Annotated in this window: 20 protein-coding genes; 9 read left to right on the top strand and 11 right to left on the bottom strand. The window is 71.8% G+C overall.

Translation table 11 applies throughout. The features are described 5' to 3' along the window. Nucleotides 1-38: 38 nt before the first annotated feature. A complete protein-coding gene (locus FXF65_RS14690; protein ID WP_148350454.1) occupies nt 39-1,010 on the bottom strand; it encodes a hypothetical protein in 972 nt (323 codons plus the stop codon). Nucleotides 1,011-1,226: 216 nt separating this feature from the next. Between FXF65_RS14690 and FXF65_RS14685 the strand changes: the two genes are divergently transcribed. Both FXF65_RS14685 and FXF65_RS14680 read left to right on the top strand, forming a co-directional pair. Continuing rightward, a complete protein-coding gene (locus tag FXF65_RS14685; RefSeq protein ID WP_148350453.1) occupies nt 1,227-2,171 on the top strand; it encodes a hypothetical protein in 945 nt (314 codons plus the stop codon). Between the two features lie 39 nt (nt 2,172-2,210). After that, the gene (locus FXF65_RS14680) at nt 2,211-3,290 is read left to right on the top strand and encodes a quinone-dependent dihydroorotate dehydrogenase (RefSeq protein ID WP_148350452.1); all 1,080 of its coding nucleotides are present in this window, start codon (nt 2,211-2,213) and stop codon (nt 3,288-3,290) included. On the opposite strand, the gene FXF65_RS14675 is transcribed toward FXF65_RS14680, so the two are convergent. The 4 genes from FXF65_RS14675 to FXF65_RS14660 form a co-directional block, all read right to left on the bottom strand. After that, a complete protein-coding gene (locus FXF65_RS14675) occupies nt 3,283-4,725 on the bottom strand; it encodes a DUF7059 domain-containing protein (protein WP_187412291.1) in 1,443 nt (480 codons plus the stop codon). The genes FXF65_RS14680 and FXF65_RS14675 overlap by 8 nt on opposite strands. A 41-nt stretch (nt 4,726-4,766) precedes the next feature. Then, nucleotides 4,767-5,621 carry an N-acetylmuramoyl-L-alanine amidase gene (locus FXF65_RS14670; protein WP_148350450.1) on the bottom strand — a complete coding sequence of 285 codons (855 nt, stop codon included), beginning with the start codon at nt 5,619-5,621 and terminating at the stop codon, nt 4,767-4,769. A 108-nt stretch (nt 5,622-5,729) separates the two neighbouring features. Further along, the gene (locus FXF65_RS14665) at nt 5,730-5,966 is read right to left on the bottom strand and encodes a hypothetical protein (protein ID WP_148350449.1); all 237 of its coding nucleotides are present in this window, start codon (nt 5,964-5,966) and stop codon (nt 5,730-5,732) included. A gap of 300 nt (nt 5,967-6,266) precedes the next feature. Further along, nucleotides 6,267-7,268, bottom strand: coding sequence for a LacI family DNA-binding transcriptional regulator (locus FXF65_RS14660; RefSeq protein ID WP_148350448.1), 1,002 nt, complete (start codon nt 7,266-7,268; stop codon nt 6,267-6,269). A gap of 380 nt (nt 7,269-7,648) precedes the next feature. Here FXF65_RS14660 and FXF65_RS14655 point away from each other — a divergent pair, with 380 nt between their 5' ends. Continuing rightward, the gene (locus tag FXF65_RS14655) at nt 7,649-8,332 is read left to right on the top strand and encodes a TetR/AcrR family transcriptional regulator (protein WP_148350447.1); all 684 of its coding nucleotides are present in this window, start codon (nt 7,649-7,651) and stop codon (nt 8,330-8,332) included. Between the two features lie 436 nt (nt 8,333-8,768). Here the strand turns inward: FXF65_RS14655 and bldC are convergent, their stop codons facing one another. Together bldC and FXF65_RS14645 are read right to left on the bottom strand one after the other, a co-directional pair. Then, nucleotides 8,769-8,972, bottom strand: coding sequence for a developmental transcriptional regulator BldC (gene bldC, locus FXF65_RS14650; RefSeq protein WP_012850682.1), 204 nt, complete (start codon nt 8,970-8,972; stop codon nt 8,769-8,771). 273 nt (nt 8,973-9,245) lie between these two features. Further along, the gene (locus FXF65_RS14645; protein ID WP_483902922.1) at nt 9,246-10,181 is read right to left on the bottom strand and encodes a DUF8083 family protein; all 936 of its coding nucleotides are present in this window, start codon (nt 10,179-10,181) and stop codon (nt 9,246-9,248) included. Between the two features lie 83 nt (nt 10,182-10,264). Here FXF65_RS14645 and FXF65_RS14640 point away from each other — a divergent pair, with 83 nt between their 5' ends. After that, nucleotides 10,265-11,398, top strand: a complete 1,134-nt coding sequence (locus FXF65_RS14640; protein WP_148350446.1) for a Leu/Phe/Val dehydrogenase — start codon at nt 10,265-10,267, stop codon at nt 11,396-11,398. Between the two features lie 274 nt (nt 11,399-11,672). Beyond that, the gene (locus FXF65_RS14635; protein ID WP_148350647.1) at nt 11,673-11,876 is read left to right on the top strand and encodes a DUF3073 domain-containing protein; all 204 of its coding nucleotides are present in this window, start codon (nt 11,673-11,675) and stop codon (nt 11,874-11,876) included. Nucleotides 11,877-12,308: 432 nt separating this feature from the next. Here FXF65_RS14635 and purM read toward each other — a convergent pair whose 3' ends face one another. Both purM and purF read right to left on the bottom strand, forming a co-directional pair. Continuing rightward, nucleotides 12,309-13,334, bottom strand: coding sequence for a phosphoribosylformylglycinamidine cyclo-ligase (purM, locus tag FXF65_RS14630; protein WP_148350445.1), 1,026 nt, complete (start codon nt 13,332-13,334; stop codon nt 12,309-12,311). Further along, nucleotides 13,331-14,785: an amidophosphoribosyltransferase gene (gene purF, locus FXF65_RS14625; protein WP_148350444.1), complete on the bottom strand. Its 1,455-nt coding sequence runs from the start codon at nt 14,783-14,785 to the stop codon at nt 13,331-13,333. Before purF ends, purM begins: the two co-directional genes overlap by 4 nt. Nucleotides 14,786-14,989: 204 nt before the next feature. Between purF and FXF65_RS14620 the strand changes: the two genes are divergently transcribed. Beyond that, nucleotides 14,990-15,361 carry a hypothetical protein gene (locus FXF65_RS14620; protein ID WP_148350443.1) on the top strand — a complete coding sequence of 124 codons (372 nt, stop codon included), beginning with the start codon at nt 14,990-14,992 and terminating at the stop codon, nt 15,359-15,361. A gap of 2 nt (nt 15,362-15,363) precedes the next feature. Here the strand turns inward: FXF65_RS14620 and FXF65_RS14615 are convergent, their stop codons facing one another. Beyond that, nucleotides 15,364-15,822: a sterol carrier family protein gene (locus FXF65_RS14615; RefSeq protein ID WP_148350442.1), complete on the bottom strand. Its 459-nt coding sequence runs from the start codon at nt 15,820-15,822 to the stop codon at nt 15,364-15,366. 195 nt (nt 15,823-16,017) lie between these two features. Between FXF65_RS14615 and FXF65_RS14610 the strand changes: the two genes are divergently transcribed. The 3 genes from FXF65_RS14610 (at nt 16,018) to FXF65_RS14600 (ending at nt 20,313) form a co-directional block, all read left to right on the top strand. Continuing rightward, nucleotides 16,018-17,856 (top strand): serine/threonine protein kinase, encoded by a 1,839-nt coding sequence (locus tag FXF65_RS14610; RefSeq protein ID WP_148350441.1) that lies wholly within the window; start codon nt 16,018-16,020, stop codon nt 17,854-17,856. A gap of 171 nt (nt 17,857-18,027) precedes the next feature. After that, nucleotides 18,028-19,188: a S8 family peptidase gene (locus tag FXF65_RS14605; protein WP_148350440.1), complete on the top strand. Its 1,161-nt coding sequence runs from the start codon at nt 18,028-18,030 to the stop codon at nt 19,186-19,188. A gap of 159 nt (nt 19,189-19,347) precedes the next feature. Beyond that, entirely contained in the window at nt 19,348-20,313 is a 966-nt protein-coding gene (locus FXF65_RS14600) for a coiled-coil domain-containing protein (RefSeq protein WP_148350439.1), read from the top strand. A gap of 121 nt (nt 20,314-20,434) precedes the next feature. On the opposite strand, the gene purL is transcribed toward FXF65_RS14600, so the two are convergent. Continuing rightward, the gene (gene purL / locus FXF65_RS46110; protein WP_148350646.1) at nt 20,435-22,711 is read right to left on the bottom strand and encodes a phosphoribosylformylglycinamidine synthase subunit PurL; all 2,277 of its coding nucleotides are present in this window, start codon (nt 22,709-22,711) and stop codon (nt 20,435-20,437) included. Nucleotides 22,712-23,511: the final 800 nt, after the last annotated feature.

Raw genomic sequence — 23,511 nt, 5'->3', positions numbered from 1 at the left:
CCTCCGCGCCTTCGCCTGTGTGGGCGGTCAAAGCGCGGTCAGTAACCTCCGCCGTACCCGCCGCCGCCTCCGCCGCCCGTGCCCATGGCGCGTTTGCCGGACGGCGTGGTGGCCCACCAGACGCCGCCGACGCCCTGGCCCTTCACGTCGCCGGGCCGGCCGTCCTTCGCGTAGTAGTACATGGGCCAGCCGTTGACGGTGAGCTGGCACTTGCCATCGTCCTTGCGCTCGATGAAGTTGACCAGCCCGCGCGGGACGCCTTCCAGCTTGAGCTTCTTCCAGCCGGTGAAGACGGCCGGGGGCCACGCCTTCTTGCACGCGCCGAAGCAGTTCGTGGTCGGCGGCTTGTCGGTGTCCTTGTCGAAGCGGTAGAGCGTCCGGCCCTGGCCGTCGGTGAGGATCAGGCCGAGCTTCGGGTCTTTGCGGGCCTTGACGATCGTCCAGCCCTTCCAGCGGTTGTCCGTGGCCGGTTTCACGGCGGCGGCCTTCTTGCCGGTGGGGGCGGCGGCGAACCAGGTCCCGCCGACGCCCTGGCCCTTCACGTCGCCGGGCGACTTGTCCTTGGCGAAGCGGTAGAGCGGCCAGCCGCCGAGCGTGACCTGCCACTGGCCGTCCGCCCGCTTCACCTTGCCGACGAGCGACTGCTCGACGCCCTTCACCTGCGTGTCGCCGCCGCCAGCCTCGACCGGCGGCCACGCCTTCGCGCAGGCGTCCGCGCAGGTGGACGCGGGCGGACGGGCCGTGTCGTTGTCGAACCGGTAGAGCGTCATGCCGGTCCCGTCGGTGACGACCTTGCCGAGCCTGGTGATGCTCGCGACCTCAAGCGTCGTGGGTTCGGGCTCGGGAGCGGGCGACTCGGACGGATCGGCCGACGGGTCCGCCTGCGGCTGGGTCTGCGTGGCCGCGGCGTTCTGCCGCTTTCCGGCGTTCTCCTGCCCGCACGCGGTGAGCACCAGCCCCGACGCGGTCAGGGCGGCCGCGGCGGGTATCGCCCAGCGCGGGAATCTCATCGTGGATGTCCTCCATGTCGTCTGCGTCCCAGCTCCGGTTCCAGGTCCCGCACGGCGATCGGGTCGAGCCGCCGCACCGCTCGCCCTGATCGAGGAGCAGTACGGTGATCCCCTCGGAACGGGTTCAACCGCCCGGAACCACCCAGTCGCGGCCGGGGTCAGAGGCATGATCCGTTCCACCGGCGCCGGTGGGGCGGCCTCAGAAAGGCGGGCGCAATGGTGGGCATCGGCGACGAGCCGTCCGCGCAGAATCCGGTCAGGCGGAGCAAGCAGCCACCGGAACGCACGTCGGCCGGGCCCGCGTGGATCGTGGTGCCCGCGCGGATCGTCGCCCTGATCGTGGTGTTGCCGCTACGGGTCGTCTACGACCTGGTGAGGCTGGTCGCGCGGGGCATCCGCACCGGACTGCTCGCCCCGGTCGGACGCCTGCTCGGCGCCGTGCTGCGCGGGATCGGCGCGGTCCTGTCGCTGCTCGTCGTCCGGCCGGTGCGGTGGCTGGCCGTCGTCGTGGTCCTCGGTTTCCTGCGCTGGTTCTACCGCGTGCTGCTCGTCCCGATCGGAACGTTCCTCGCGCTCGTCGGGCGCGGGCTCGGCCGGCTCGCGGGTTTCCTGATTGTCCGGCCGCTCCGGTGGCTGCTGGCCGTTACCGGCCGCGGGCTCGGGTTCCTCTTCGCCGGGATCGCGCTCGTGTTCGGTGTGCTCGTCGTCCTGCCCGCGTCGTTCCTGTGGCGGTACGTCCTGGGGCCGACGCTGCGCGCGCTCGGCGCGTTCGCCCTCGCGCTGGGGGCGGGCATCGGCTGGTCGGGGCGGCAGCTCGGACGGTTCTTCGGCTGGCTGGCCCGCGTCCTTATCGTCATCCCGGCCCGGACGGTCTGGCGGTACCTCCTGTCTCCCGTCCTCGCGGGCGCCCGAGGGACGTGGCGGCTCGCGGCGCGCCTGCTGGGCTGGCTGTGGCGGACGTTCGTCGTCGTCCCCGTGCGGGTCCTGGTCGTCGCACCGGCGCGCTGGGTCGGGACGACCGTGCTCCGTCCCCTCGGATGCGGCGTCCGCGCGACGTGGCGGGTGACCGTGCGCGACCCCGTCCGGGCAGCGAGCCGCACCATGCGGGACGCCGTCCGCGACGTCCGTCTCCAGCTCCGCCGCGCCTTCCGGGGACGCTGACCGCCCGCCCGCGACGGCGGCTGAGATAATCGCGGGGCGATGTATCGACTCCTGTTCTCACTGGTCATCACCCGCGTCCCCGCGGAGACCGCCCATCACCTGACGTTGCGCACGTTGCGCCTGATCCAGTCCGTGCCGGGGGCGGTGCCGCTGCTGCGGCGGCTGTTCGCGCCCCGCGACCCGGGGCTGGCCGTGCACGCGCTCGGGATCGACTTCCCGTCCCCGCTCGGGCTCGCCGCCGGGTTCGACAAGGACGCCGTCGCCTACGAGGCGCTCGGCGCGTTCGGGTTCGGCCACGTCGAGATCGGGACGGTCACCGGGCGCCCGCAGCCCGGCAACCCGCTGCCCCGCCTGTTCCGGCTCGTCCCGGACAGGGCGGTCGTCAACCGGATGGGCTTCAACAACGCCGGATCGGAGGCCGCCGCGCGGCGGCTGCGCGACCGGCGGCCCGGCACGATCGTCGGCGTCAACATCGGAAAGACGAAGGTCGTCCCGGAGGCCGAGGCCGCCGCCGACTACGTCGCGAGCGCCGAGCGCCTCGCCCCGTACGCCGACTACCTGGTCGTCAACGTCAGCTCCCCCAACACCCCCGGCCTGCGAAACCTCCAGGCCGTGGAGCATCTGCGCCCGCTGCTGAGCGCGGTGCGGGAGGCCGCCGACCGGACGTCGGCGCGGCGGGTCCCGCTGCTCGTCAAGATCGCGCCGGACCTCGCGGACGACGACATCGACGCCGTCGCCGACCTCGCCCTCGACCTCGGCCTGGACGGCGTCATCGCCACCAACACCACCATCGGCCGGGACGCCCTGCTCAGCCCGCCCGCCCTGGTCAAGGAGACCGGCGGGCTGTCCGGCGCGCCGCTGAAGGAGCGGTCGCTGGACGTCCTGCGCCGCCTGCGCGCACGCACCGGCGGACGGCTCACGCTGATCTCGGTCGGCGGCGTCGAGACGGCCGACGACGTGTGGGAGCGGGTCCGGGCGGGAGCGACGCTCGTCCAGGGCTACACCGGCATGCTGTACGGCGGGCCGCTGTGGGCGCACCGCGTCAACCGGGGCCTGTCGCGCCGCCTGCGCGCCAGCGCGTTCCGCACCCTGGACGACGCCCGCCGCCGCGTTAGCTGAAGAAGCCGTCCGCGATCAGTTCGGGCAGGACGGTGTCGGCGTGCGCCCTGACCTCGTCCTCGGCCATGCCGGTGAGCTGCGCGATCGCGGCGAGCAGCGGGTCGAGCGGCAGCGCGCCGTCGCAGACGCCCGCGAGCGCGGCCGCGACCGTCCCGACGTCGGCGGCGCGGCGGAGCCGTCCGGTCTGGCGCAGCACGATCCGCTCCGGGTCCTCGGCGCCGGGCGGGCCGATCTGCTCCTGGGCGAGCCCCGGCGCGGCGGCCAACGGCCGTCCACAGCCTGTGGAAAACTCTGCCGCCGAGGCGAAGCCGTCGAGCACGTCGCAGACGTACCCGCCGACGGGTTGCTCGACCGCGTGCCGCAGTTCCTCGACCCGGACGACCGGACTCTCGCTCCGCCGAAGCGTGATCCACCCGAACCCGATCCCCGTGACGCCCTGCCGCTCGAAGTGGTCGAGCCACGCGTCGTACCGGGCGCGGTATTCGGGTGTGCCCGCCTCGCAGGAATCGCGCAGCCACAACTCGGCGTACTCGGCCGGATCCTGGACGTCCCGCTGGACGATCCAGGCGTCGCAGCCGTCTGTCCAGGAGGCGAGCCGCTCGTCCCAGGGGACGCCGTCGACATGCAGCCAATTGGCCAGGAGCTGGCAGTATCCGCCCTCGTTCAGGTGGGCGGGCGCCGCCGCGACGAGGCGGCGGCAGAACTCGTCGCCCGGCAGACCGGACTCCCGGTAGGTGAACCGGCGGCCGTCCGGCGGCGCGACGACGAAGGGCGGATTCGACACGATCAGGTCGAACCGGCGGCCCTGGACGGGCTCCAGCAGCGACCCCTCGATGAACTCCGGAGGCGCCCCCTCGCCGGACAGCGCGAGGCTCATCGCGGCGAGGTCGAGAGCACGCGGATTGACGTCCGTGGCGGTGATCCGCGCGCCGGGATTCCGGGCCGCGAGGTGCACCGCCTGGACGCCGCAGCCCGTCCCGACGTCGAGCACGTTATCCACAGCCCTGTGGATTGCGAGTCGCGCGAGGTTCGCGGACGCGCCGCCCGTCCCCACCACATGATCGCCCGCCGGGACGCGCCCGGACCCCGGCCTGATCTTCAGATCGGACACGGCGTACCCGGCGTGCCCGTCCCCGTCCACCGACTCCAGCGGCTCGACGCGCAGCCGCGCCCGCAGCTCCCCGCCCGCCCCCTCCACCAGGCCCGCGTCCAGGAGCGCGTCCATCTTGAGCGATGCCGCGTCCACCGGGACCTGGAGCCAGAACAGGCGCGTGAGCGCCTCCAGCGGCGAACCGCCGCGCGTCGCCCGCAGGGCCGGGACGATCTCGTCCCGCGCGAGCGCGCCGCCCGCGACGGGCCCGAGCAGCTCCCGCACCCCCGCCACGGTGTATCCGGCGTCGGTCAGCAGCTCGCGAACACGGAGAAGATCGGGCACCCGCCCATCCTGCCCGCTCACCGGGTCCGCCCGCCCGGCGGTCAGCCGAGGTAGGCCGTGAATCCGCCGGCGAGCGACTCGGCGATCCGCTGCCGGAACGGCGCGCTGGCGAGCTTGGCCGCGTCCGCCCTGTTCTGCATGTTGCCGCACTCGATGAAGACCTTCGGGACGGTCGACAGGTTCAGCCCGCCGAGGTCGTCCCGCCGGTCGATGGCGTTCTCGCCCAGGTAGTTCGAGTACGGGATGCCGGTGCCCTGGTGGTAGGCGTCGCGCAGCGCCTTGCCGAGCTTCGCCGAGCCCGCGACCATCCCGCTGTTCTTGCCGACCGCGACCGGCTCGATGATGTGGAAGCCGTGCCCGGACGGCGACGCCCCGTCCGCGTGGATCGACACGGCCGCGTTCGCCTTCAGCCGGTTGCCGACCGCCGCGCGCTCGGTGATGCAGGGGCCGACGCCCTTGTCGTCCGGGCGCGTCAGCGTGACCTTGGCGCCCTGCGCGCGCAGCAGCTTCGCGAGGCGGTTGGACACGTCCCAGGTGAAGGCGTGCTCGGCGTAGCCGTCCCGGGTCTCGGTCCCGGTCGTGTCGCACTCCTTGGTGCCGTTCCCGATCCGGACCTGCTTCCCGATCTCGGACGGATGGGACGCGTTCCCGCCGTTGTGCCCCGGGTCGATGACGATCACCTTCCCGGCCAGCGCGCGGGACCCGCCGGTCCCCTTCTTCCCGTTCCTCCCGCCCGTGCCCGGAGAGCCGGGAGGCGCTGTGGACGCCGCGGGCGGGTCGGCCGCCTCGGCTCCGCCCGCCGGGTCGCCCGACTCGTTGCAGGCGGTCAGGGCGCCGAGGCACAGCGCGAGACAGGCGACCGCGAGGCCGCCTCGATGGATTCGCACCGGCCGCATCCTCCGTGACGTCGCCGTTACCGACCCTGACAGTCTGCACGCCGCCGCAGGTTCGTCAAACGAAGTCCGCGAAACCGGTCCGCCCCGCCCCGCGGGGAAGGAACGCGCTCAGCCGAGCGGGTCGTCCTTGCCGAGCAGCGCGGCGAGGGCGCGCGCCTCGTCGGCGTCCAGGCCGAGGACCACGCGCGGACGCCCCCAGGGATGGTCGATCGAGTGGGCCACATAGCTGGCGACGGACTCGGCGACCTCTTCGGCCAGGCCGCGCGCGTGCCGCCATTCCGACCACGCGCGCTCCAATTCGCTCGCCGCGCGCTGCGCGCACGACACCAGTTCCGGATCACGCACGAGCTGCCCCCTGGTGGTCTCTCCCGGTCTCCGTCCGGCGGGGTCCCCGGCCGGGCGGCCTCCCCCCGAGGCCACCCGGATCCGCCCGCCGGACGGTGGAGTCCCCATTAACCCGCCGGGGGGCCGCCACCGGCCGGGGAATCCGGCAGTCTTGACCGGCCCCTTACCGCGCCCACACCCGTTCGGGGAACTGGCGGGCGCGGACGTCCGGGCACGCCGGAACGGCACCGGTGACGAAAGCACTGAGACGGGAGCGAACATCGAGGCGGGGGGACGTCACGGCGGCCGGGGGCCGCCCGCTCACAACTCGGGAGCCGGGCCCGTCGTCGAACGCACCACCAGGTGCGGGACGACGAGGTTCTGCCGCGCCGCGCGGGCCGGGTCGCCGATGCGCGCGGTCAGCATCTCGGCGGCCACCCGCCCCATGTCGCGGCGGGGCTGGTCGACGCTGGTCAGCGAGATGTGCCGAATGGCGGCGAGATGGGTGTTGTCGTAGCCGACGATCGACAGGTCGACCGGGACGCGCATCTCCAGCTCGTCCGCGGCCGACAGCGCGCCGGTCGCGACCAGGTCGTTCGGCGCGAAGATCGCGGTCGGCCGCCGGTCGCGGCGCAGCAGCGCGCCCGCGGCGCGGTAGCCGCCGTCCTCGGTGAAGTCGCCGGCCTCGACGATGATCTCCTCGGCCAGCCCGTGCCGCCGCATCGCCTTCTCGTATCCGGCGCGGCGGTAACGCGCCGTGGTCGAGCGCGCGCCCTCGATGTGCGCGATGCGGCGATGGCCGAGCTCGACGAGATGGTCGACGGCGAGGCTCGCGCCGAGCTCGTCGTCGTCCACCACGATGTCGACGCCGACCACGTCGCGTTCGCCGACGACCACGACCGGGACGCTCGCCGCCGCCTCCTTCAGCGACTCGGGGACGACGCTCAGCAGCACCAGCCCGTCGACGCGCATCTCCAGGAACGCCTCGACCGCCTCGGCCTCGAACAGCGGGTCCCAGCGGCCGCTGCCGACCAGCATCCGCAGGCCCGCGCCGTGCAGGCTCTCCTGCAACCCGTCGAGGAACTCGGCGAAGAACGGGTTGTGCAGGTCGGCGACGATCGCGCCGATCAGCCGGGTGCGCCCTTCGACGAGGCTCCGCGCCACGGCGTTCGGACGGTAGCCGAGTTCCCTGGCGGCCTGGAGGACGGCCTGCCTTCGGCGTTCGCTCACATGAGGTGACCCCCGCATCACCAGTGAGACGAGCGACTTGGAGACGCCGGCACGCTCCGCGACGTTGCGGATGGTCGGTTTCGGCGCTGGCACGGCCCTCCCCTCGTCGCGTGCGGCGGGAGAGGGCTCGCTGCGCGGCCGGGGGACCGCACCCTCGCCCCGCCTGTCGTGCGGGGGATTCGCTTCATCAGCTGACATGGCACTCCGTCCAGGGGGACCTGCAGGACCTGCCGCGACGACACGCGCGGTGGGAGTCTCGCGCGGACCGTCCTCCGCTCGGGAGGAGATGCCATGATGCCGCGCCTTCCCCCCAAACTGCCGCAACAGCGAGTAACGGGCATCCGACAATGGTGGTTCGGGGCTGTGGTGTTCCGGATCACAGGCCCGCCGAATGTTGATCACGAGCCGGTGAAAAGCCCGGTCCGCACGTTGCCGGAGGGTCTCGGGGTCCCCGGCTCGGATACGCTTCCCGGGTGGGTGATCGAGCGGTGGCCGGCAAGGCGCGAGGCCGGCAGAGCGGCGGACGCGCACGTCGCAGGCTCAGCGTCGACGAACGGCGGGACGAGCTGATCGAGGCGGCGCTGCAGCTGTTCAGCACGCGCTCGCCCGAGGACATCTCGATCGACGACGTCGCCGCGGCGGCCGGGGCGTCCCGCGCGCTGGTCTACCACTACTTCGGCGGCAAGTACGAGCTGTACCTCGCCGCGCTCGGCAGCGCCGCGAAACAGCTGTCCGTGCTGCTGGAGCCGCCGACCGAGGGCAAGCCGCTGGACCGGCTGCGCATCTCGCTGAGCCGCTACTTCGACTTCGTGGAGAGCCACGCCGCCGGCTACACCGCGCTGCTGCGCGGCGGGCCCGCCGACCGCTCGGGCGAGGTCGGCGAGATCGTCGACGGCATCCGCCAGTTGCTGCTCGACCGCATCCTCCACTCGCTGGACGTCGTGACCCCGTCGCCCGTCCTGCGCATCACGCTCCGCTCATGGATGGCCGCCGTCGAGACGGCCGGGCTGGACTGGCTGGACAACCGCGATGTGACCCGTCCGCAGCTGGAGGCCCTGCTCGTCGACCATCTGGTGGTCATGTTCCACGCCGCCGGACGGCACGACCCGGGCACGGGCGAGCTCTTCGACCGCCTCGCCCACGAGGAGATGGGCTGAGCCCGGACCCGCCCGCCGCAGGTCACTGTTTGGACGCTTTATCCAATTTTGGACTCCGCGTCGGCCTGCTCAGGCCCTGTCCTCATGTGGACAAAAAGTCACTCGTGTCCCAAATTCCGTGCATGTCAGCGGGGCCTTCGGACTCCCCGCAGCGGCTCCCTGACGCGCCGCGACGAGCGCGGCGCGATCACGGTGCGTGAACGCTCCCCCCGGGTGAGCGCGGCGAGCGGCGCGCGCGAACGATCGAGTCTGAGCGCGACCAGTGCGAACACGGGCCGCCCTTGGTGCGGAACGCTCTCAGGCCCGCACCAAGGGCGACGCGAACGTGCACGGCTGCAGCAACGCCTGCGGCAGCCGTCCCCCCACGTCATCGCCGGCCCCGGCCGCCGGTCTCAGCCGGCTCCGGCCGCGGCCGCCGCGCAGAGCACGGCAGCGGTCACTCCGAGCGCTGCTGCGGGATTCCCGCTAGCAGGGCCCGGACCTCCGCCTCGCGGTAGCGGCGGTGCCCGCCGAGCGTACGGATGGACGTGAGCTTCCCCGCCTTCGCCCACCGCGTGACGGTCTTGGGGTCGACGCGGAACATCGTCGCCACCTCCGCCGGCGTCAGCAGGGGCTCAGCCTCTGGCGTACGTGCTGACATGTTTGCGGCCTCTCCTCCGTGGACCGATGACAGCGATCCTGCGATTGATCCTCGCGCGGTCACTGATGTCCCCTATGGCCCGAAAGAGCCACTATGACATCACAACGTGTAACCTTGCCACCACTCAGCGCAACAAGCAAGTTCCTGGCGGTAGTTGCGTGCAAACATCCCCCGGTGTGCGGGGAGCGGCGCGTCTCCGGCGGCGAGTGGGTCACGCTGCGTGATTCTAGCGACACGTATAGTCGTATCGCGCGCGGATTCGGGAAATTTGTTTTAGTTCGCGGCCTCCAGCGCCCGTACGGGGCGCCATCGGGCGAGGAGTCGTTTGTACATCGCGACGGTCAGCTCGACCTCACCGCGCTCCATCCCGGTCAGGGCCACGGTCATCTCGGCGACCGACTCGTCCGCGCTGAGGGACCGGTCGTCCAGCAGGTGGACGAGCCCTCCGTAGTCGAGCTCCACGAGCGACCTCGGATGGAACACCTCCAGCCAGCGACCGAGCGTGTCCAGTCGCCCCGCCGACAGGAGGTACACGTCGCCCGTCCCGTCGCCGAGGTGCTCGCGGACCACCGGCAGCGCCGCCGACACCCGCCGCCGCGCCTCGCCCATCGAGGTGACGTAGATGAGGGTACGCGCGGGCGCCGCCGTCGCGGGGCCCTGACCTGGGACGGGCGGTTCGGCGTGTTGCTCGGGCGCCTCGTCCGACCGGCGGTACCCGGTGCCCGGCGTGCCGAGCATCAGGCACCGCTCACCGCGCGTGAACGGGACGAACCAGTCCAGCGGGATGTGCCAGGTGCTCGTCAGGATGTGCGGGCGCAGCGTCCGCCCGGACCGCTTCCACCGCTCGAACTCGGCCGTCGCCCGCTCCGCCGCAGGCGGCGGGACGAACGCGGCCGCGACGTCCGCGGCGTGCATGTCCCGGAACCGCTCGAAGGCCAGCCAGGAGCGGAGCCGCGTCTCCCACGGGCACACGTAGACCATGTCGTCGAGGCGGCGGACGTACGCGTCCCGGCTCTCCCGCTCCGGCACCGCCTCGGCCGGCGAGGCGGTCAGCCTGCGTGCGGCGTCGCGGTGCTCGACCCCGAGCGCGTGGATCCGCCGCGGGCGCCGCCTGGAGTCGGCGTAGACCGTCCACAGGGTCCGCGCGGGCTCCGGGAAGGCGGTCACCGGTTCATAAACCCGTAGGTACGCGGCGTACGGAAGCACCATCGCATCGTGACATGAGATTCACCCAAGCGCGCTGCTATCCCGCGTCCTAGGCTGATCTTAGAGACAGAGAGGAGGGCACTACCGTGCCTAATGTCTTCGGGACGCCCCACAAGGGCGCCGAACACGCCACCCAGGGGGGCGACCCCGCTGAATCCCCCGGGACATCGCGTTTCGGGAACCACGAGCAGGTCGTCTTCTGCCAGGACGAGGCCAGCGGCCTGCGCGCCATCATCGCCATCTACTCCACCGCGCTCGGCCCGTCCCTGGGAGGCACCCGCTTCTTCCCCTACGCCTCGGAGGACGAGGCCCTGACGGACGTGCTGAACCTGTCCAGGGGCATGGCGTACAAGACCGCCCTCGCCGGGCTCGACCTGGGCGGGGGCAAGGCCGTCATCATCGGCGACCCGTCCGTCGACAAGAACGAGGCGATGCTGAGGGCGTACGGACGGTTCGTCCAGTCCCTGAACGGCCGGTACTACACCGCGTGCGACGTCGGCACGTTCAGCGAGGACATGGACGTCATCGCCCGCGAGTCAACGTACGTAACCGGACGGACGGTCGCGCACGGCGGCGCGGGCGACTCGTCCATCCTCACCGCTTTCGGCGTTTTCCAGGGCATGCGCGCGGCGGCCGAGACGGTTTGGGGCCATCCCACGCTCCGTGGTCGGCGGGTAGGGGTAGAGGGCGTCGGGAAGGTCGGCCACCGCCTGGTGGAGCACCTCATCAAGGACGGCGCGGACGTCGTGATCTGCGACGTGAGCGAAGCCGCCGTCGAACGGGTCCGCGCCGCGCACCCCGAGGTCGAGGTCGTCGCGGACACCGACGCGATCGTCCGAACCGACCTCGACGTGTACGCGCCCTGCGCGCTCGGAGGTTCCCTCAACGACGACACGGTGCCCGCCCTCAAGGCGAAGGTGGTCTGCGGAGCAGCCAACAACCAGCTCGCCCACACCGGCGTGGAGAAGAGCCTCGCCGACCGTGACGTGCTGTACGCGCCCGACTACGTCGTCAACTCCGGTGGCGTCATCCAGGTCGCGGACGAGATCGGAGGCTTCAACTTCGACCGTGCCAAGGCGCGCGCGACCGGCATCTACGACACCACGCGGAAGATCTTCGCGCTTGCCGACGACGAGGGCGTCCCCCCGGCGGTCGCCGCCGACCGGCTCGCGGAGCGGCGGATGACCGAAGTCGGAAGGCTCCGAACGATCCTCCTCTAACCCCTGGAATCTGAACATTCGCGTGTTCGGACCGCCGAACGGCCGCCGTGGGAACGTCCCCATGGCGGCCTTTGGCACCTACCCGTGACCACCGGATACACTGTCGCCATCAGCAACAAGGGCGCCGCCACGTTCCGTCTATGTACCGAGCCGGGCGCAAAACGGGTACGGTTGTACTCGTGACTGACGCATGGCTCATCAGGCACCGGTTCGTGTGGTACACGCGCGCGTTGATGGGCCCACGAAAGCCCTGACCATCGAGGGGGTCGAGCCAATGGGTCGCGGCCGAGCCAAGGCCAAGCAGGTAAAGGTTGCCCGACAGCTCAAGTACAACAGCGGCAACACGGACCTCGACCGCCTGAAGAGCGAACTGGGAGTCAGCGAGTCTGGCGACGACTCCTACGACGAGCTCGCCGAGAAGTACGCCGACTACGCCGATGACTACGGCACGGAGGACCGCAAAGACGGGACCTCTTGATCTACCCAGGGGGGCGACCCCCTGGAACCCCCGTTACGGACGGCGGGGCGTTTCCCAAGACCGCGTTCGCGGCTTGGGAAACGCCCCGCCGTCCGGCGTGTTGGGGGCCTCCGGCGCTGGGGCGCCGGAGGCCCCCAACACGTGACCTGTGGCTGAGGTCCCGGAACACGTGAACCGTGGCTGAGGTCTCTGAAACACACGTGAGCCGTGGCTGAGGTGTCTGAAACCTCGCCTGGCGTGGTTGTTGTTCGTGAGTCGTTTTGAGCACCGGCCGGGTTCTTCGCGCCTCGCTGTTGTGATCGTCATTGCTGGTCGGTGGTGTTCGCGGCTGAGGGGCGTTTTCGCTGGGCGTTGGCGCCATGGGTTACACCGTGTGGCCGTTGGGGGCCGTGGGGGGCTCAGCGTGGCTCTGAGGGGCGTTTTCGGGGGGCGTCAGGCGTAGGCCGCCTGTCCTGTGCCGGTCGTGATCTCGCCCAGTGGCCATGCGGGGACGCCTCGGGCCGCCAGGAGGCGGAGGGCCGCGTCGGCGGCTTCGGGGGCCACTACGGCGACCATCCCCACGCCCAGGTTGAAGGTCTTGTCCATCTCGGGCCAGGGGACGTCGCCGTTCGCCTGCAGGACGCGGAACAGCGCCGGGACCTCCCAGGACGAGCGGTTCAGCACCGCGTCCGCGGTGGGCGGCAGGGAACGGGCCAGGTTCGCGGTCAGGCCGCCGCCCGTGATGTGGGCGAAAGCGCGCACTCCGCCCTCGTTCACCAGGGCCAGGCAGTCCTGGGCGTAGATGCGCGTCGGGGTGAGCAGCTCCTCGCCCAGCGTCCGGTCGAGCTCGCTGGGACGTGAGTCGAGGGTGAGGTCCGTGGTGGCGAGGATGTGGCGGACGAGTGAGTACCCGTTGGAGTGGATGCCAGAAGACCCCAGCGCGATGACGGCGTCCCCTGGGCGGACCCGGTCGGGGCCCAGCACGGCGTCCGCTTCGACGACGCCCGTCCCGGCGCCCGCCAGGTCGAACTCGTCGGCCTCCAGCAGGCCGGGGTGCTCGGCGGTCTCGCCGCCGACGAGGGCGCATCCGGCCAGGGCGCAGGCGTCCGCGACGCCGCCGACGATGTCGGCGATCCGTTCCGGGACGACCTTGCCGCAGGCGATGTAGTCGGTCATGAACAGCGGTTCGGCGCCGCACACGGCGAGGTCGTCGACGACCATGCCGACCAGGTCGTGCCCGATCGTGTCGTAGACGCCGAGGCGCCGGGCCAGGTCGACCTTGGTCCCGACCCCGTCGGTGGACGTCGCGAGCAGGGGACGCTTGTAGCGCAGGAAGGCGGAGGCGTCGAAGAGGCCCGCGAAGCCGCTGACGTCGTCCACGACCTCGGGACGGCGTGACCGGGCCACCCGGGACTTCATCAGCTCGACGGCGCGCTCGCCCGCCCCGATGTCGACCCCGGCGTCCTCGTAGGACGTCACCGGCCGACCTCCAGGAGGTGCTTGCCGCGGGCGGCCTCTTCCACCGGGATGGGGTAGACGCCGTCGAAGCAGGCCCGGCAGAGGTTGTCCTTGGCGATGTGCGAGGCGGAGATGAGCTCGTCCAGGGAGATGTAGCCGAGCGAGTCGGCGCCGATGGAGTCGCGGATCTCCTCCACCGAGAGGTTGCCCGCGATCAGCTCGGCGCGGGTGGCGAAGTCGATGCCGTAGAAGCACGGCCAGGAGACGGGCGGGCTGGAGATCCGGACGTGGACCTCGGCGGCGCCCGCGTCCCGCAGCATGCCGACGATGGCGCGCTGGGTGTTGCCGCGGACGATCGAGTCGTCCACGACGACCAGCCGCTTGCCCTCGATCGCCTCGCGCAGCGGGTTGAGCTTGAGGCGGATGCCGAGCTGGCGGATCGTCTGGGACGGCTGGATGAACGTCCGCCCGACGTAGGAGTTCTTGACCAGGCCCTGCCCGTAGGGGATGCCGGACGCCTCGGCGTAGCCGATCGCGGCCGGGGTGCCCGACTCGGGCGTCGGGATGACCATGTCGGCCTCGACCGGGTGCTCGCGGGCGAGGCGGCGGCCGACCTCCACGCGGGTCGCCTGGACGCTGCGTCCGGCGATGGTCGTGTCGGGACGGGCCAGGTAGACGTACTCGAACAGGCAGCCCTTGGGGCGGGCCTCGGCGAACCGCTCGGACCGCACCCCGTCGCCGTCGATCGCGACCATCTCGCCGGGCTCGATCTCGCGGACGAACCGGGCGCCGACGATGTCCAGCCCGGCGGTCTCGGACGCCACGACCCAGCCGCGGTCCTCCAGCGCGCCGAGGACGAGGGGGCGGATGCCCTCCGGGTCGCGGGCGGCGTAGAGCGTTCCCTCGTCCATGAAGACCAGCGAGTACGCGCCGCGGGTGGCGGGCAGGATCTCGCGCGCCGCGGCCAGGGGCCCGCCGTCGCCGCTGGTGGCGAGCAGGGCCGTCAGGACCTCGGTGTCGGTCGTCGCGGTCAGCACGCCGGGCGCCAGCCGCGCGGCCAGCTCCGGGGTGTTGATCAGGTTGCCGTTGTGGACGAGCGCCAGCCCGCCCGCGTCCGACGACCGGAACGTGGGCTGCGCGTTCTCCCACGTGGGCGAGCCCGTCGTGGAGTAGCGGCAGTGGCCCACCGCGATGTGGCCGCGCAGGGTGTTCAGGACGGATTCGTCGAAGACCTGGGCGACGAGGCCCATGTCCTTGAAGACGACGATGCGGGAGCCGTCGCTGACGGCGATGCCCGCCGACTCCTGCCCCCTGTGTTGGAGCGCGTACAGGCCGTAGTAGGTGAGCTTGCTCACCTCGGCCCTGGACGCCTGGTCCGCTGGGACCCAGACGCCGAACACCCCGCACGCGTCCTGCGGGGGGCGGTCGGAGGGATCGATGTCGTGGCTCAGTCGACCGTCACGGAGAGGCACGCCAGCCAGTCTAGTTGCCCGGTTCACCTGCTCCGATCGGTGGCATCTCCTTAACCGACCTTTACGCCTGTGAAGCATGGGCATCACGTAGGGCGGGGGAATCTGGTGACCGACACGTGGAGGACGCATGACCGGAGCGAAGCGAGGATCATGCGTCCTCCGCCTCGGGGGTCTGGGGGGCGTCCCCAGAAAGGTGGGAACCGCATGACGCTGCCGGGGTACCAGACGTACTCGCCGCCCGCACCGCCCCGGCGGAGCGCTCTGGCCAGGACCTCGCAGGTGCTCGGGATCGCCGGTCTGGCCGGGCTCCTGCTCTGTTTCGCGGGCATGGTCCCGGCGCTCGGCGGGCTCGTTCTGGGGACGGTCTGCCTCGTTCGCCGGGACGCTGACCGCCGTCCCGCGCTGGTGGGCGTCGTCTGCTCGTTCCTGGCCCTCGCGATAGGCGCGGGCGTCCTTTTCTGGCTGCTGAGCAAGGCCGCCCAGTGCGGGGACGAGGCGCGCTACCCGGACGACACGTCCCGCCGGGGCTGCGTCGAACGCGAGTTCCCCTTCGCCAAGGCCGACACCCGCCCGTGAGGTCAGGCGAGTGGCTCGCGGTCGAGGGGCAGCGGGAGATGCTCCGATAGGTCCGCGCGGGCGCCGCTGGCGCGGACGCGGCCGTCCGCCACCGCGTCGGCCCAGGCCAGGCGTCCGGTGGCCAGGCCGATCCATGTGACGGCGTCCATCTCCACCACATTCGGTGGGGTACCACGGGTATGGTGCGGGCCGTCGACGCATTGGACGGCGGCGTAGGGAGGCACCCGAACCTCCACCGAACGGCCGGGCGCCAGCTCGGCGAGCCGGTCGAGCAGGAAACGCACCGCTCCCATCACGACCGGCCTGGACGGTTCGGCGCTCCCCGCCTCGGACGCGGCGAGGACGGTGCCGAGCGCCGCGCGGCGCAGCGCGGCGGGCTCGTCGGGTCCGCCGTAGGGCGGCAGGCCGAGCGCGGCGCGCCGCTCGTTCAGCACGTCGCGGGTCAGCGGTTTTCGCGGCATCCCCACCGACGCTACCGTGTCGCGTCCGAGCGGCGGCGGTCGGCGGGCGAACACCCGGCCACCGGTGAACACCTGGCGACCGGTGGCGCCGCGCCGCCGCGCAGGCGATAGAAAGGGACCCCCCGGCGCCAGGCCAGGTGAGGGAAACGGGGAGGCCGGGGACGCCGTCCCCGGCGGACACGGAGGTTTCGTCAGATGCCCGAGGCGCTGCCCCTGCAGCCGGGTGACCCGCGAAGACTCGGCCCGTTCGCGGTCACGGGCCGGCTCGGCGTCGGCGAGCAGGGCGCCGTCTTCCTCGGCCGGGATCCGTCCGGCGCCGACGTCGCCGTCAAGGTCCTGCACGTCCGGCTGAGCGGCGAGCCCGCGGCGCGGACGCGGTTCGCGGGCGCGTTCTCATCCGCCCGCAAGGTGTCCGGCTTCTGTACGGCCGCGATCCTGCACGCCGATGTGGAGGGCGACCGTCCCTACGTGGTCAGCGAGTGGGTGGACGGGCCGTCCCTCCAGCAGCTCGTGGACGAGGAGGGCCCGCGCGGTGTCGCGGTCATCGAACGAGTGGCTGTCGGTACCGCGATCGCTCTGGCGGCAGTCCATCGCGCGGGTGCGGTTCATCACAATCTGAAGCCCGGGAACGTTCTCCTGGGACGGCGCGGGCCGCGCCTCAGCGATTTCGGCATCGCGGGGGCGTTGGAGGCCGTGAACGTCTCTTTCACAGGGCACATCACGGACGACCCCGCCTACAAGGCGCCGGAACAGCTCAGCGGAATGGGCATCGGACCGGCGGCGGACGTGTTCGCCTGGGCCTCCACAATCCTGTTCACCCTCTCTGGCAGACCTCCGTTCGGGGACGGTTCGCCGTCCGAGGTGATGCAGCGGATCGTCTACGACGAGGCAGACCTGTCAGAGGTGCCTGATTCGCTGCGGGACGTCATCACCGACGCCCTCGCCAAGGAACCGGCCAATCGTCCGTCCCCGAAGGATCTGCTCCAGCGTCTCCTGGACGAGGCCAACCCACTCTCTGGGCGCATGCCGTCCTCGATGGTTCAGGAGGGGCGTGCGCTCGCCTACGGCACGGTCGCGGAACCGACCGCGCCACAGCAGGTGCCCCCGCCTCCGCCCGTTGTAGGGCCGCCTCCGCCCGCGCAGATGCCGCCGCCCCGGACGCCCATGGGCGCGCCTACTCCGGGCGGACCGGCGCACGCACAGAAGGTTCCCCTCCTCGGGAAGTTGTCGCGGGCGCGTCGTCCCAAGGCCGCGCCCCAGCCCATGGCGGAGCAACCGGCGGCCGACCTCGATCCCGCCGCCTTCGACGAGACGACGACGTTCAACGCCTTCGGCGCGGACGAACCGCGTCAGCGCGACCAGAGCAGCCAGACCACGCGCTTCGAGCCGGTCAGCGATCCGATCGCGCCCGACCCGACCGCCACGTTCGACGCGGTCGGCATGGACGATCCCCCGAACACCGCCGACTCGTCACCGCATCTCATCCCCGGCCTGGGGCACGGACGCGAGACCGGCGGGGAGCGGCGTCCGTCCCCGATGGCGTCCCTCGCCCGGATGCGGCGGCCCAGCAGCCACGTCCTCGGCGTCGCGCTCTCCCTGGTCATCGGGGTCGGCGTGGGCATCGCCATCATCGCGCTGGTGCTGTGGCCGCAGCTCAAGGACGACGACGGCAGTTCTCCGCCGGAGAGCACGAACGCGTCCAACAACCGTCCGGTGACCACGATCCCGTCCGGGTTCGCGGGCACCTGGAAAGGGACGCTGGTCAACACCACGCGCAACGTCTCGTTCCCCGTCGTGGTCCGTTTCGAGGCGGGCGGGACGACCGGCACGGCCTTCTACCAGCGAGAAGGGTGCACCGGCACCCTGACGCTGACCAGGGGGACCGAGAGCGCGCTGAAGATGTCGCTGTCCATCGCGAAGCCGTGCACGGCGGGCGTCGTCCAGGTCTCGCGGCAGCCGGACGGCACGCTCCAGTACACGTGGAGCAGGCCCGGCACGTCCCTCGGCTACGGCGGTCGTCTGAACCGCGGCTGAATTCCCGATTCGCTCCGGAACGGGTGGGTTCCGGAAGATCCGGGTGTCCACAGGTGGTAATTCGCCCGCTTTAACGTCCTAAATCAGGACAGCTCGGCTAAGGTTCCCTCGATCGAAATCATCGATCATCTAGCGGGCCCTTCGATGCGGCCCACGGGGGAAGGAGAGGCCTTGCGGACTGTCCACCGAAGGCTGTTGCTGATCGGAGCCGTCGCCGCGTGCGTCGGGGGCGCCGCGGCGTTTCCGGTGCTCGCCTCCGACGGCTCGGCCGCCGTCAAGGTCACGGCTGCGACGGGGAAGCCGGTGCCTGGCCAGTACATCGTCACGCTGAAGGCCGGGGCCTCCCCCGACGCCACGGCGAAGAAGGTCAGGGCCGCGGGGGTGCGGCGGTTCGACGGCGTCCTCAACGGGTTCGCCGCCCGGCTGACCGGCGACCAGCTCGGCAAGCTCCAGCACGACAGCCGCGTCGCGGCGATCGAGCAGGACCAGGTCATCTCGGTCAACACCACGCAGAAGGCGCCGCTGTCCTGGGGCCTCGACCGCATCGACCAGCGGTCCCGGACGCTCTCCAAGAGCTACACGTACAAGTCGACCGGGAGCGGGGTCAACGCGTACGTCATCGACACCGGCCTGGACGTGACCCACCCGAACTTCGGCGGGCGCGCGTCCATCGCGTGGTGGGCGTCCAGCTTCAGCGACGGCAACGACTGCAACGGCCACGGGACCCACGTCGCGGGGACGATCGGCTCCAAGACCTACGGCGTCGCCAAGAACGTCAACCTGCGGGCGCTGCGCATCCTGGACTGCGACGGCTACGGCTACATGTCCGACATCGTCGAGGCCGCCAACTGGCTGCGCGGCCACGCCGCCAAGCCGGCCGTGGCGAACCTCTCGGTCGGGGGACCGAGCTCGGCGGCGGTGAACACCGCGGTGGCGAACCTCTCCAAGTCCGGTGTCTTCGTGACCGTCGCCGCGGGCAACGACAACAAGGACGCCTGCAAGTTCTCGCCGTCCGGCGCGAGCTGGGTCATGACGGTCGGGGCGTCGACCGTCTACGACAACCGCGCCGACTTCTCCAACTGGGGCAAGTGCGTGGACATCAGCGCCCCCGGCTACAGCATCCCGTCCACCTGGCCGGGCGGCGGCACGAAGTCGCTTTCCGGGACGTCCATGGCGGCCCCGCACGTGACCGGCGTCGCGGCGCTGTACCTGTCCACCCACAAGACGGCCACGTTCTCGCAAGTGCAGAAATGGCTGAACGACAATTCCACCCACAGCCTCAAGCGGCTGAAGCAGCAGGCGAACCGGCTCGTGTACAAGAGCAGCCTGTGAGACCCGTCACGTAAGATGGCCCGGCTCCCAGCGTGGGGGCCGGGCTTCTCGCGCTTCCCGCCGTCCCGCCGGGCCCATGGGTTTAGATTGGCGAGGCACGGACGGCGCCCCAGACGATCGACCGTCCGCAATTCCCCGGCCATGACGAGAGGAGTACACGTGGAGACCCCCGCCTCCGCCCGTCGGCACGTCCGCCAGCGCGCCGCCGTCGCTCTCGTGGCCTTCGCCGCGGCCCTGCCGCTGATCGGCCATGCCACGCCGTCCGCGGGCGCCGCGCCCGCCGCCCTCGCGGCCTACGCGGCCGACCCGGGCGACAGCAAGAAGTTCGCCCAGCTGAACAGGCAGATCGAGAAGCTGGACAAGGAGTACGGCGGCGACCTCGCCAAGCTCAAGGACTCCCAGTACGCCGCCCAGCAGGCCCTGGAGAAGTCGAGAGACCTCCAGCGCGACCTCGCCGAAGCCCGCGACCTCGTCGCCCAGATGGCCGCCACCCAGTACATGACGAACGGCGAGGACCCCACCGTCACGTTCGTCACCGACTCCAACCCGAACGACCTGCTGAGCAACGCCACGCTCGTCAGCCATCTGGCGCGCAACAAGGCCGCCCGGGTCGCGCAGATCCAGAAGCTCGTTAACGACCAGTTGCAGGCCCGCAAGGAAGCCCAGCAGAAGATGACGGAGCTGCGGAAGGAGATCCGCGACCTCCTCAGCCGCAAGTCCCGGATCACCCAGCTCGTCAAGCAGTACAAGCCCGAGTCGCCGAGCGTCGGGATGGGCGGCGTCACGCCCCGCATGCTGAAGGTCAAGAACACCATCGACCTCGAAGAGGGGCCGTTCCCCACCATCGGCTGCGTGCGCAGCACCGGCGACCCGCAGGACCACGGCACCGGCCACGCCTGCGACTTCATGGTCACCACCGGCGGGACGATGGCCGCCGGCAGCGCCAAGGCCCTCGGCGACCGCACCGCCGACTACGCCATCGCCCACGCCAGCGCGCTCGGCATCAAATACATCATCTGGCGCCAACGCATCTACGACCTCCGCAGCCCCGGCTGGCGCTCCATGGAGAACCGCGGCGGCGTGACCGCCAACCACTACGACCACGTCCACATTTCCGTCTTCTGACCAATACCCGCGCTCTGCGCGGCGACGGATGTGTGGAGTCTCCGCCTGGCCTCGTAGCGCGCGAAAGGGCGCTCCTTTCGGAGCGCCCTTTGCGTTTCGGTAGTCCCCGCGTGGTGCGGGCTTAGTCGGCGTAGGTGGGGAGGGTTCGTTCGTGGGACTCGCGTAGTTCGTGCAAGGGGATGCTGAACAGTTCCTGCTGGTCGCCCTCGGGAGTGCGGCCGGTGACGTTGAGGGCGTCGCCGCCGGCGACGCCGATCTGGGTCACCGGGACGCCCGCCGACTCGCACAGGGCCGCGAGGCGCGCCTCCGCGCCCGGCATGACGGCGACCATGGCGCGGGCCACCGACTCGCTGAACAGCGTGACGAACGGGTCGCCGGGCAGGGTGATGCGGGCGCCGAGCCCGCCGCGCAGGCACGACTCGACGAGCGTCTGCGACAGGCCGCCGTCCGACAGGTCGTGGACGGCCGTGACCAGCCCGTCGCGGGCCGCGTTGACCAGCACGGACGCGAGGGCCGCCTCCGCCTTCAGGTCCACCAGCGGCGGCAGGCCGCCCAGGTGGCCGTAGACGACGTGCGCCCATTCCGAGCCGCCGAACTCCTCGCGGGTCTCGCCGAGCAGCGCGATCGTCGCGCCGTCGGTGGTGAGCGACATGTTCACCCGGCGGCGGACGTCGTCGTGGACGCCGAGCACGCCGATGACCGGCGTCGGGTTGATCGGGGTCTCGCCCGTCTGGTTGTAGAAGCTGACGTTGCCGCCCGTGACGGGGATGCCGAGGTACTGGCAGGCGTCCGCCAGGCCCTCGACCGCGCGGGCGAACTGCCACATGACGCCCGGGTCTTCCGGGGAGCCGAAGTTGAGGCAGTTGGTCACGGCCATGGGGCGCGCGCCGGTGGCGGCCACGTTGCGGTACGACTCGGACAGGGCGAGTTGCGCGCCCGCGTACGGGTCGAGCCTGGTGTAGCGGCCGTTCCCGTCCAGCGAGAGGGCGATGCCCAGGCCGGACTCGTCGTCGACGCGCACCACGCCCGCGTTCTCCGGCATAGCCATCACGGTGTTGCCCAGCACGTAGCGGTCGTACTGGGAGGTCACCCACGTCTTGCTCGCGAGGTTCGGCGACCCCGCCAGCCAGAGGACGGTCCGGCGCAGCTCGTCGCCGGTGGACGGGCGCGTGAGCCGTCCCGGCGTGTCCGACTGGAGGGCGCCGAGGTCGTGCGGCGGGGCCAGCGGACGGTTGTAGACCGGGCCCTCGTCGGCGGCCGTGACCGGCGGGATGTCGACGATCGTCTCGCCCCGCCACGTCATCACGAGGCGGCGGGTGTCGGTCACCGTCCCGATCACGGTGGCCGGGATCTCCCAGCGGGCGCAGATCTCCAGGAAGCGGTCGACCTTGCCCGGCTCGACCACCGCCATCATGCGCTCCTGCGACTCGCTCATGAGGATCTCCTCGGGGAGCAGGGTCGCGTCGCGGAGCGGGACGGTGTCGAGGTCGACGTGCATGCCGCCGGTGCCGGCCGCGGCCAGCTCCGTCGTCGCGCAGGACACGCCGGCCGCACCGAGGTCCTGGATGCCGACGACGAGGTCCTCGCCGAACAGCTCCAGGCAGCACTCGATCAGCAGCTTCTCCATGAACGGGTCGCCCACCTGGACGGACGGCCGCTTCTGGTGCGACTCCTCGTCGAACGTGGCCGACGCCAGGACGGACGCGCCGCCGATGCCGTCCGGCCCGGTCGGGGCGCCGAACAGGATCACCCGGTTGCCGGGGCCGGGGGCCACGGCGCGCTTGATGTCCCCGTGCTTCATCACGCCCACGCACAGCGCGTTCACCAGCGGGTTCTGCGCGTAGCAGGCGTCGAACGCCGTCTCGCCGCCGATGTTGGGCAGGCCGAGCGAGTTGCCGTAGCCGCCCACGCCCGCCACCACGCCGGGCAGGACGCGCTGGGTGTCGGGGGCGTCCGCCGGGCCGAAGCGCAGCGAGTCCATGACCGCGACCGGCCGGGCGCCCATCGAGATGATGTCGCGGACGATCCCGCCGACGCCGGTCGCCGCGCCCTGGTGGGGCTCCACGTAGGAAGGGTGGTTGTGCGACTCGACCTTGAAGGTCACCGCCCAGCCGTGGCCGATGTCCACGACACCGGCGTTCTCCCCCATCCCGACCAGCAGCTTGTCGGTCTTCGGGGCCTTGTCGCCGAACTGGCGGAGGTGGACCTTGGAGCTCTTGTAGGAGCAGTGCTCGCTCCACATCACCGAGTAGATCGCCAGCTCGGCGGACGTGGGACGGCGTCCGAGGATGTTGCGGACGCGCTGGTACTCGTCCTCGTTCATGCCCAGCTCGGCGAACGGCTGCGGCCGCTCGGGCGACGCGGCGGCGATCGCGACCGTGTCCGTCCCCGGGTACACGGCGGGAGCCCGCGTGGGCGTGGGCGCTTCGATCGCGGGCTGCGGGCCGGTGCCGGGGCCACCGCCGATGGCGGGCTGCGGGCCCGTCGCGGTGCGGACGACGTGCTGCGGGCCCGTGCCCTGGCCCAGGGCGGGCTGCGGGCCGGTGCCCTGTCCTTGACCATGGCCTTGCCCCTGGCCGACCGCGGGCTGAGGGCCCGTTCCCGAGTCGACGGCGGGCTGCGGGCCGGTGCCTCGGCCGAGCGCGGGCTGCGGGCCGGTTCCGAGCGCGGGCTGCGGGCCCGTCCCGGTGCCGACCGCGGGCTGCGGGCCGGTGCCCCAGCCGACCGCCGACTGCGGGCCCGTGTTCAGGCCGACCGTCAGTTGAGGTCCGGTGCCGTGGCCGACTGTGGGCTGCGGGCCCGTCCCGGAACCGATGGCGGGCTGCGGACCCGTGCCGGGGCCCTCCTCGCGGACGAGCGGCTGCGGGCCCGTGTTGAGCCCCACGACCGGCTGCGGCCCTGTGTTCGGGCCCACCGCGGGCTGCGGGCCTGTGCCCGTGCCGACGGCGGGCTGCGGGCCCGTGCCGGTGCCGACCGCAGGCTGCGGGCCCGTGCCGGTACTCACTGCGGGCTGCGGGCCCGTGCCCGTGCCGACTGCTGGCTGCGGGCCTGTGCCGGTGCCTACCGCGGGCTGCGGCGCGGTGCCGGCGCCGACGGTGGGCTGGGGGCCGGTCGGGCGCCGGGGCGGGTTGTGTTCGTCCAGGTCAGGCGTGGTGAGCGTCGGGTCGGCCAGGTCGGCGGCGGCGCGTTCCTCGGCCA

Origin of the sequence: Actinomadura syzygii (assembly GCF_008085905.1) — a bacterium.
Classification (GTDB): Bacteria; Actinomycetota; Actinomycetes; order Streptosporangiales; family Streptosporangiaceae; genus Spirillospora; species Spirillospora syzygii.
This window is presented reverse-complemented; position numbering and strand designations above follow the sequence as displayed.

Excerpts from the sequence above, each read along its gene's own strand:
- bldC (WP_012850682.1), bottom strand. The coding sequence starts at position 8,972 with ATGTCAGCACGTACGCCAGAGGCTGAGCCCCTGCTGACGCCGGCGGAG.
- FXF65_RS14680 (WP_148350452.1), top strand. The coding sequence starts at position 2,211 with ATGTATCGACTCCTGTTCTCACTGGTCATCACCCGCGTCCCCGCGGAG.
- FXF65_RS14690 (WP_148350454.1), bottom strand. The coding sequence starts at position 1,010 with ATGAGATTCCCGCGCTGGGCGATACCCGCCGCGGCCGCCCTGACCGCG.
- FXF65_RS14645 (WP_483902922.1), bottom strand. The coding sequence starts at position 10,181 with ATGGTGCTTCCGTACGCCGCGTACCTACGGGTTTATGAACCGGTGACC.
- FXF65_RS14610 (WP_148350441.1), top strand. The coding sequence starts at position 16,018 with ATGCCCGAGGCGCTGCCCCTGCAGCCGGGTGACCCGCGAAGACTCGGC.
- FXF65_RS14685 (WP_148350453.1), top strand. The coding sequence starts at position 1,227 with ATGGTGGGCATCGGCGACGAGCCGTCCGCGCAGAATCCGGTCAGGCGG.
- FXF65_RS14620 (WP_148350443.1), top strand. The coding sequence starts at position 14,990 with ATGACGCTGCCGGGGTACCAGACGTACTCGCCGCCCGCACCGCCCCGG.
- FXF65_RS14615 (WP_148350442.1), bottom strand. The coding sequence starts at position 15,822 with ATGCCGCGAAAACCGCTGACCCGCGACGTGCTGAACGAGCGGCGCGCC.
- FXF65_RS14670 (WP_148350450.1), bottom strand. The coding sequence starts at position 5,621 with ATGCGGCCGGTGCGAATCCATCGAGGCGGCCTCGCGGTCGCCTGTCTC.
- FXF65_RS14635 (WP_148350647.1), top strand. The coding sequence starts at position 11,673 with ATGGGTCGCGGCCGAGCCAAGGCCAAGCAGGTAAAGGTTGCCCGACAG.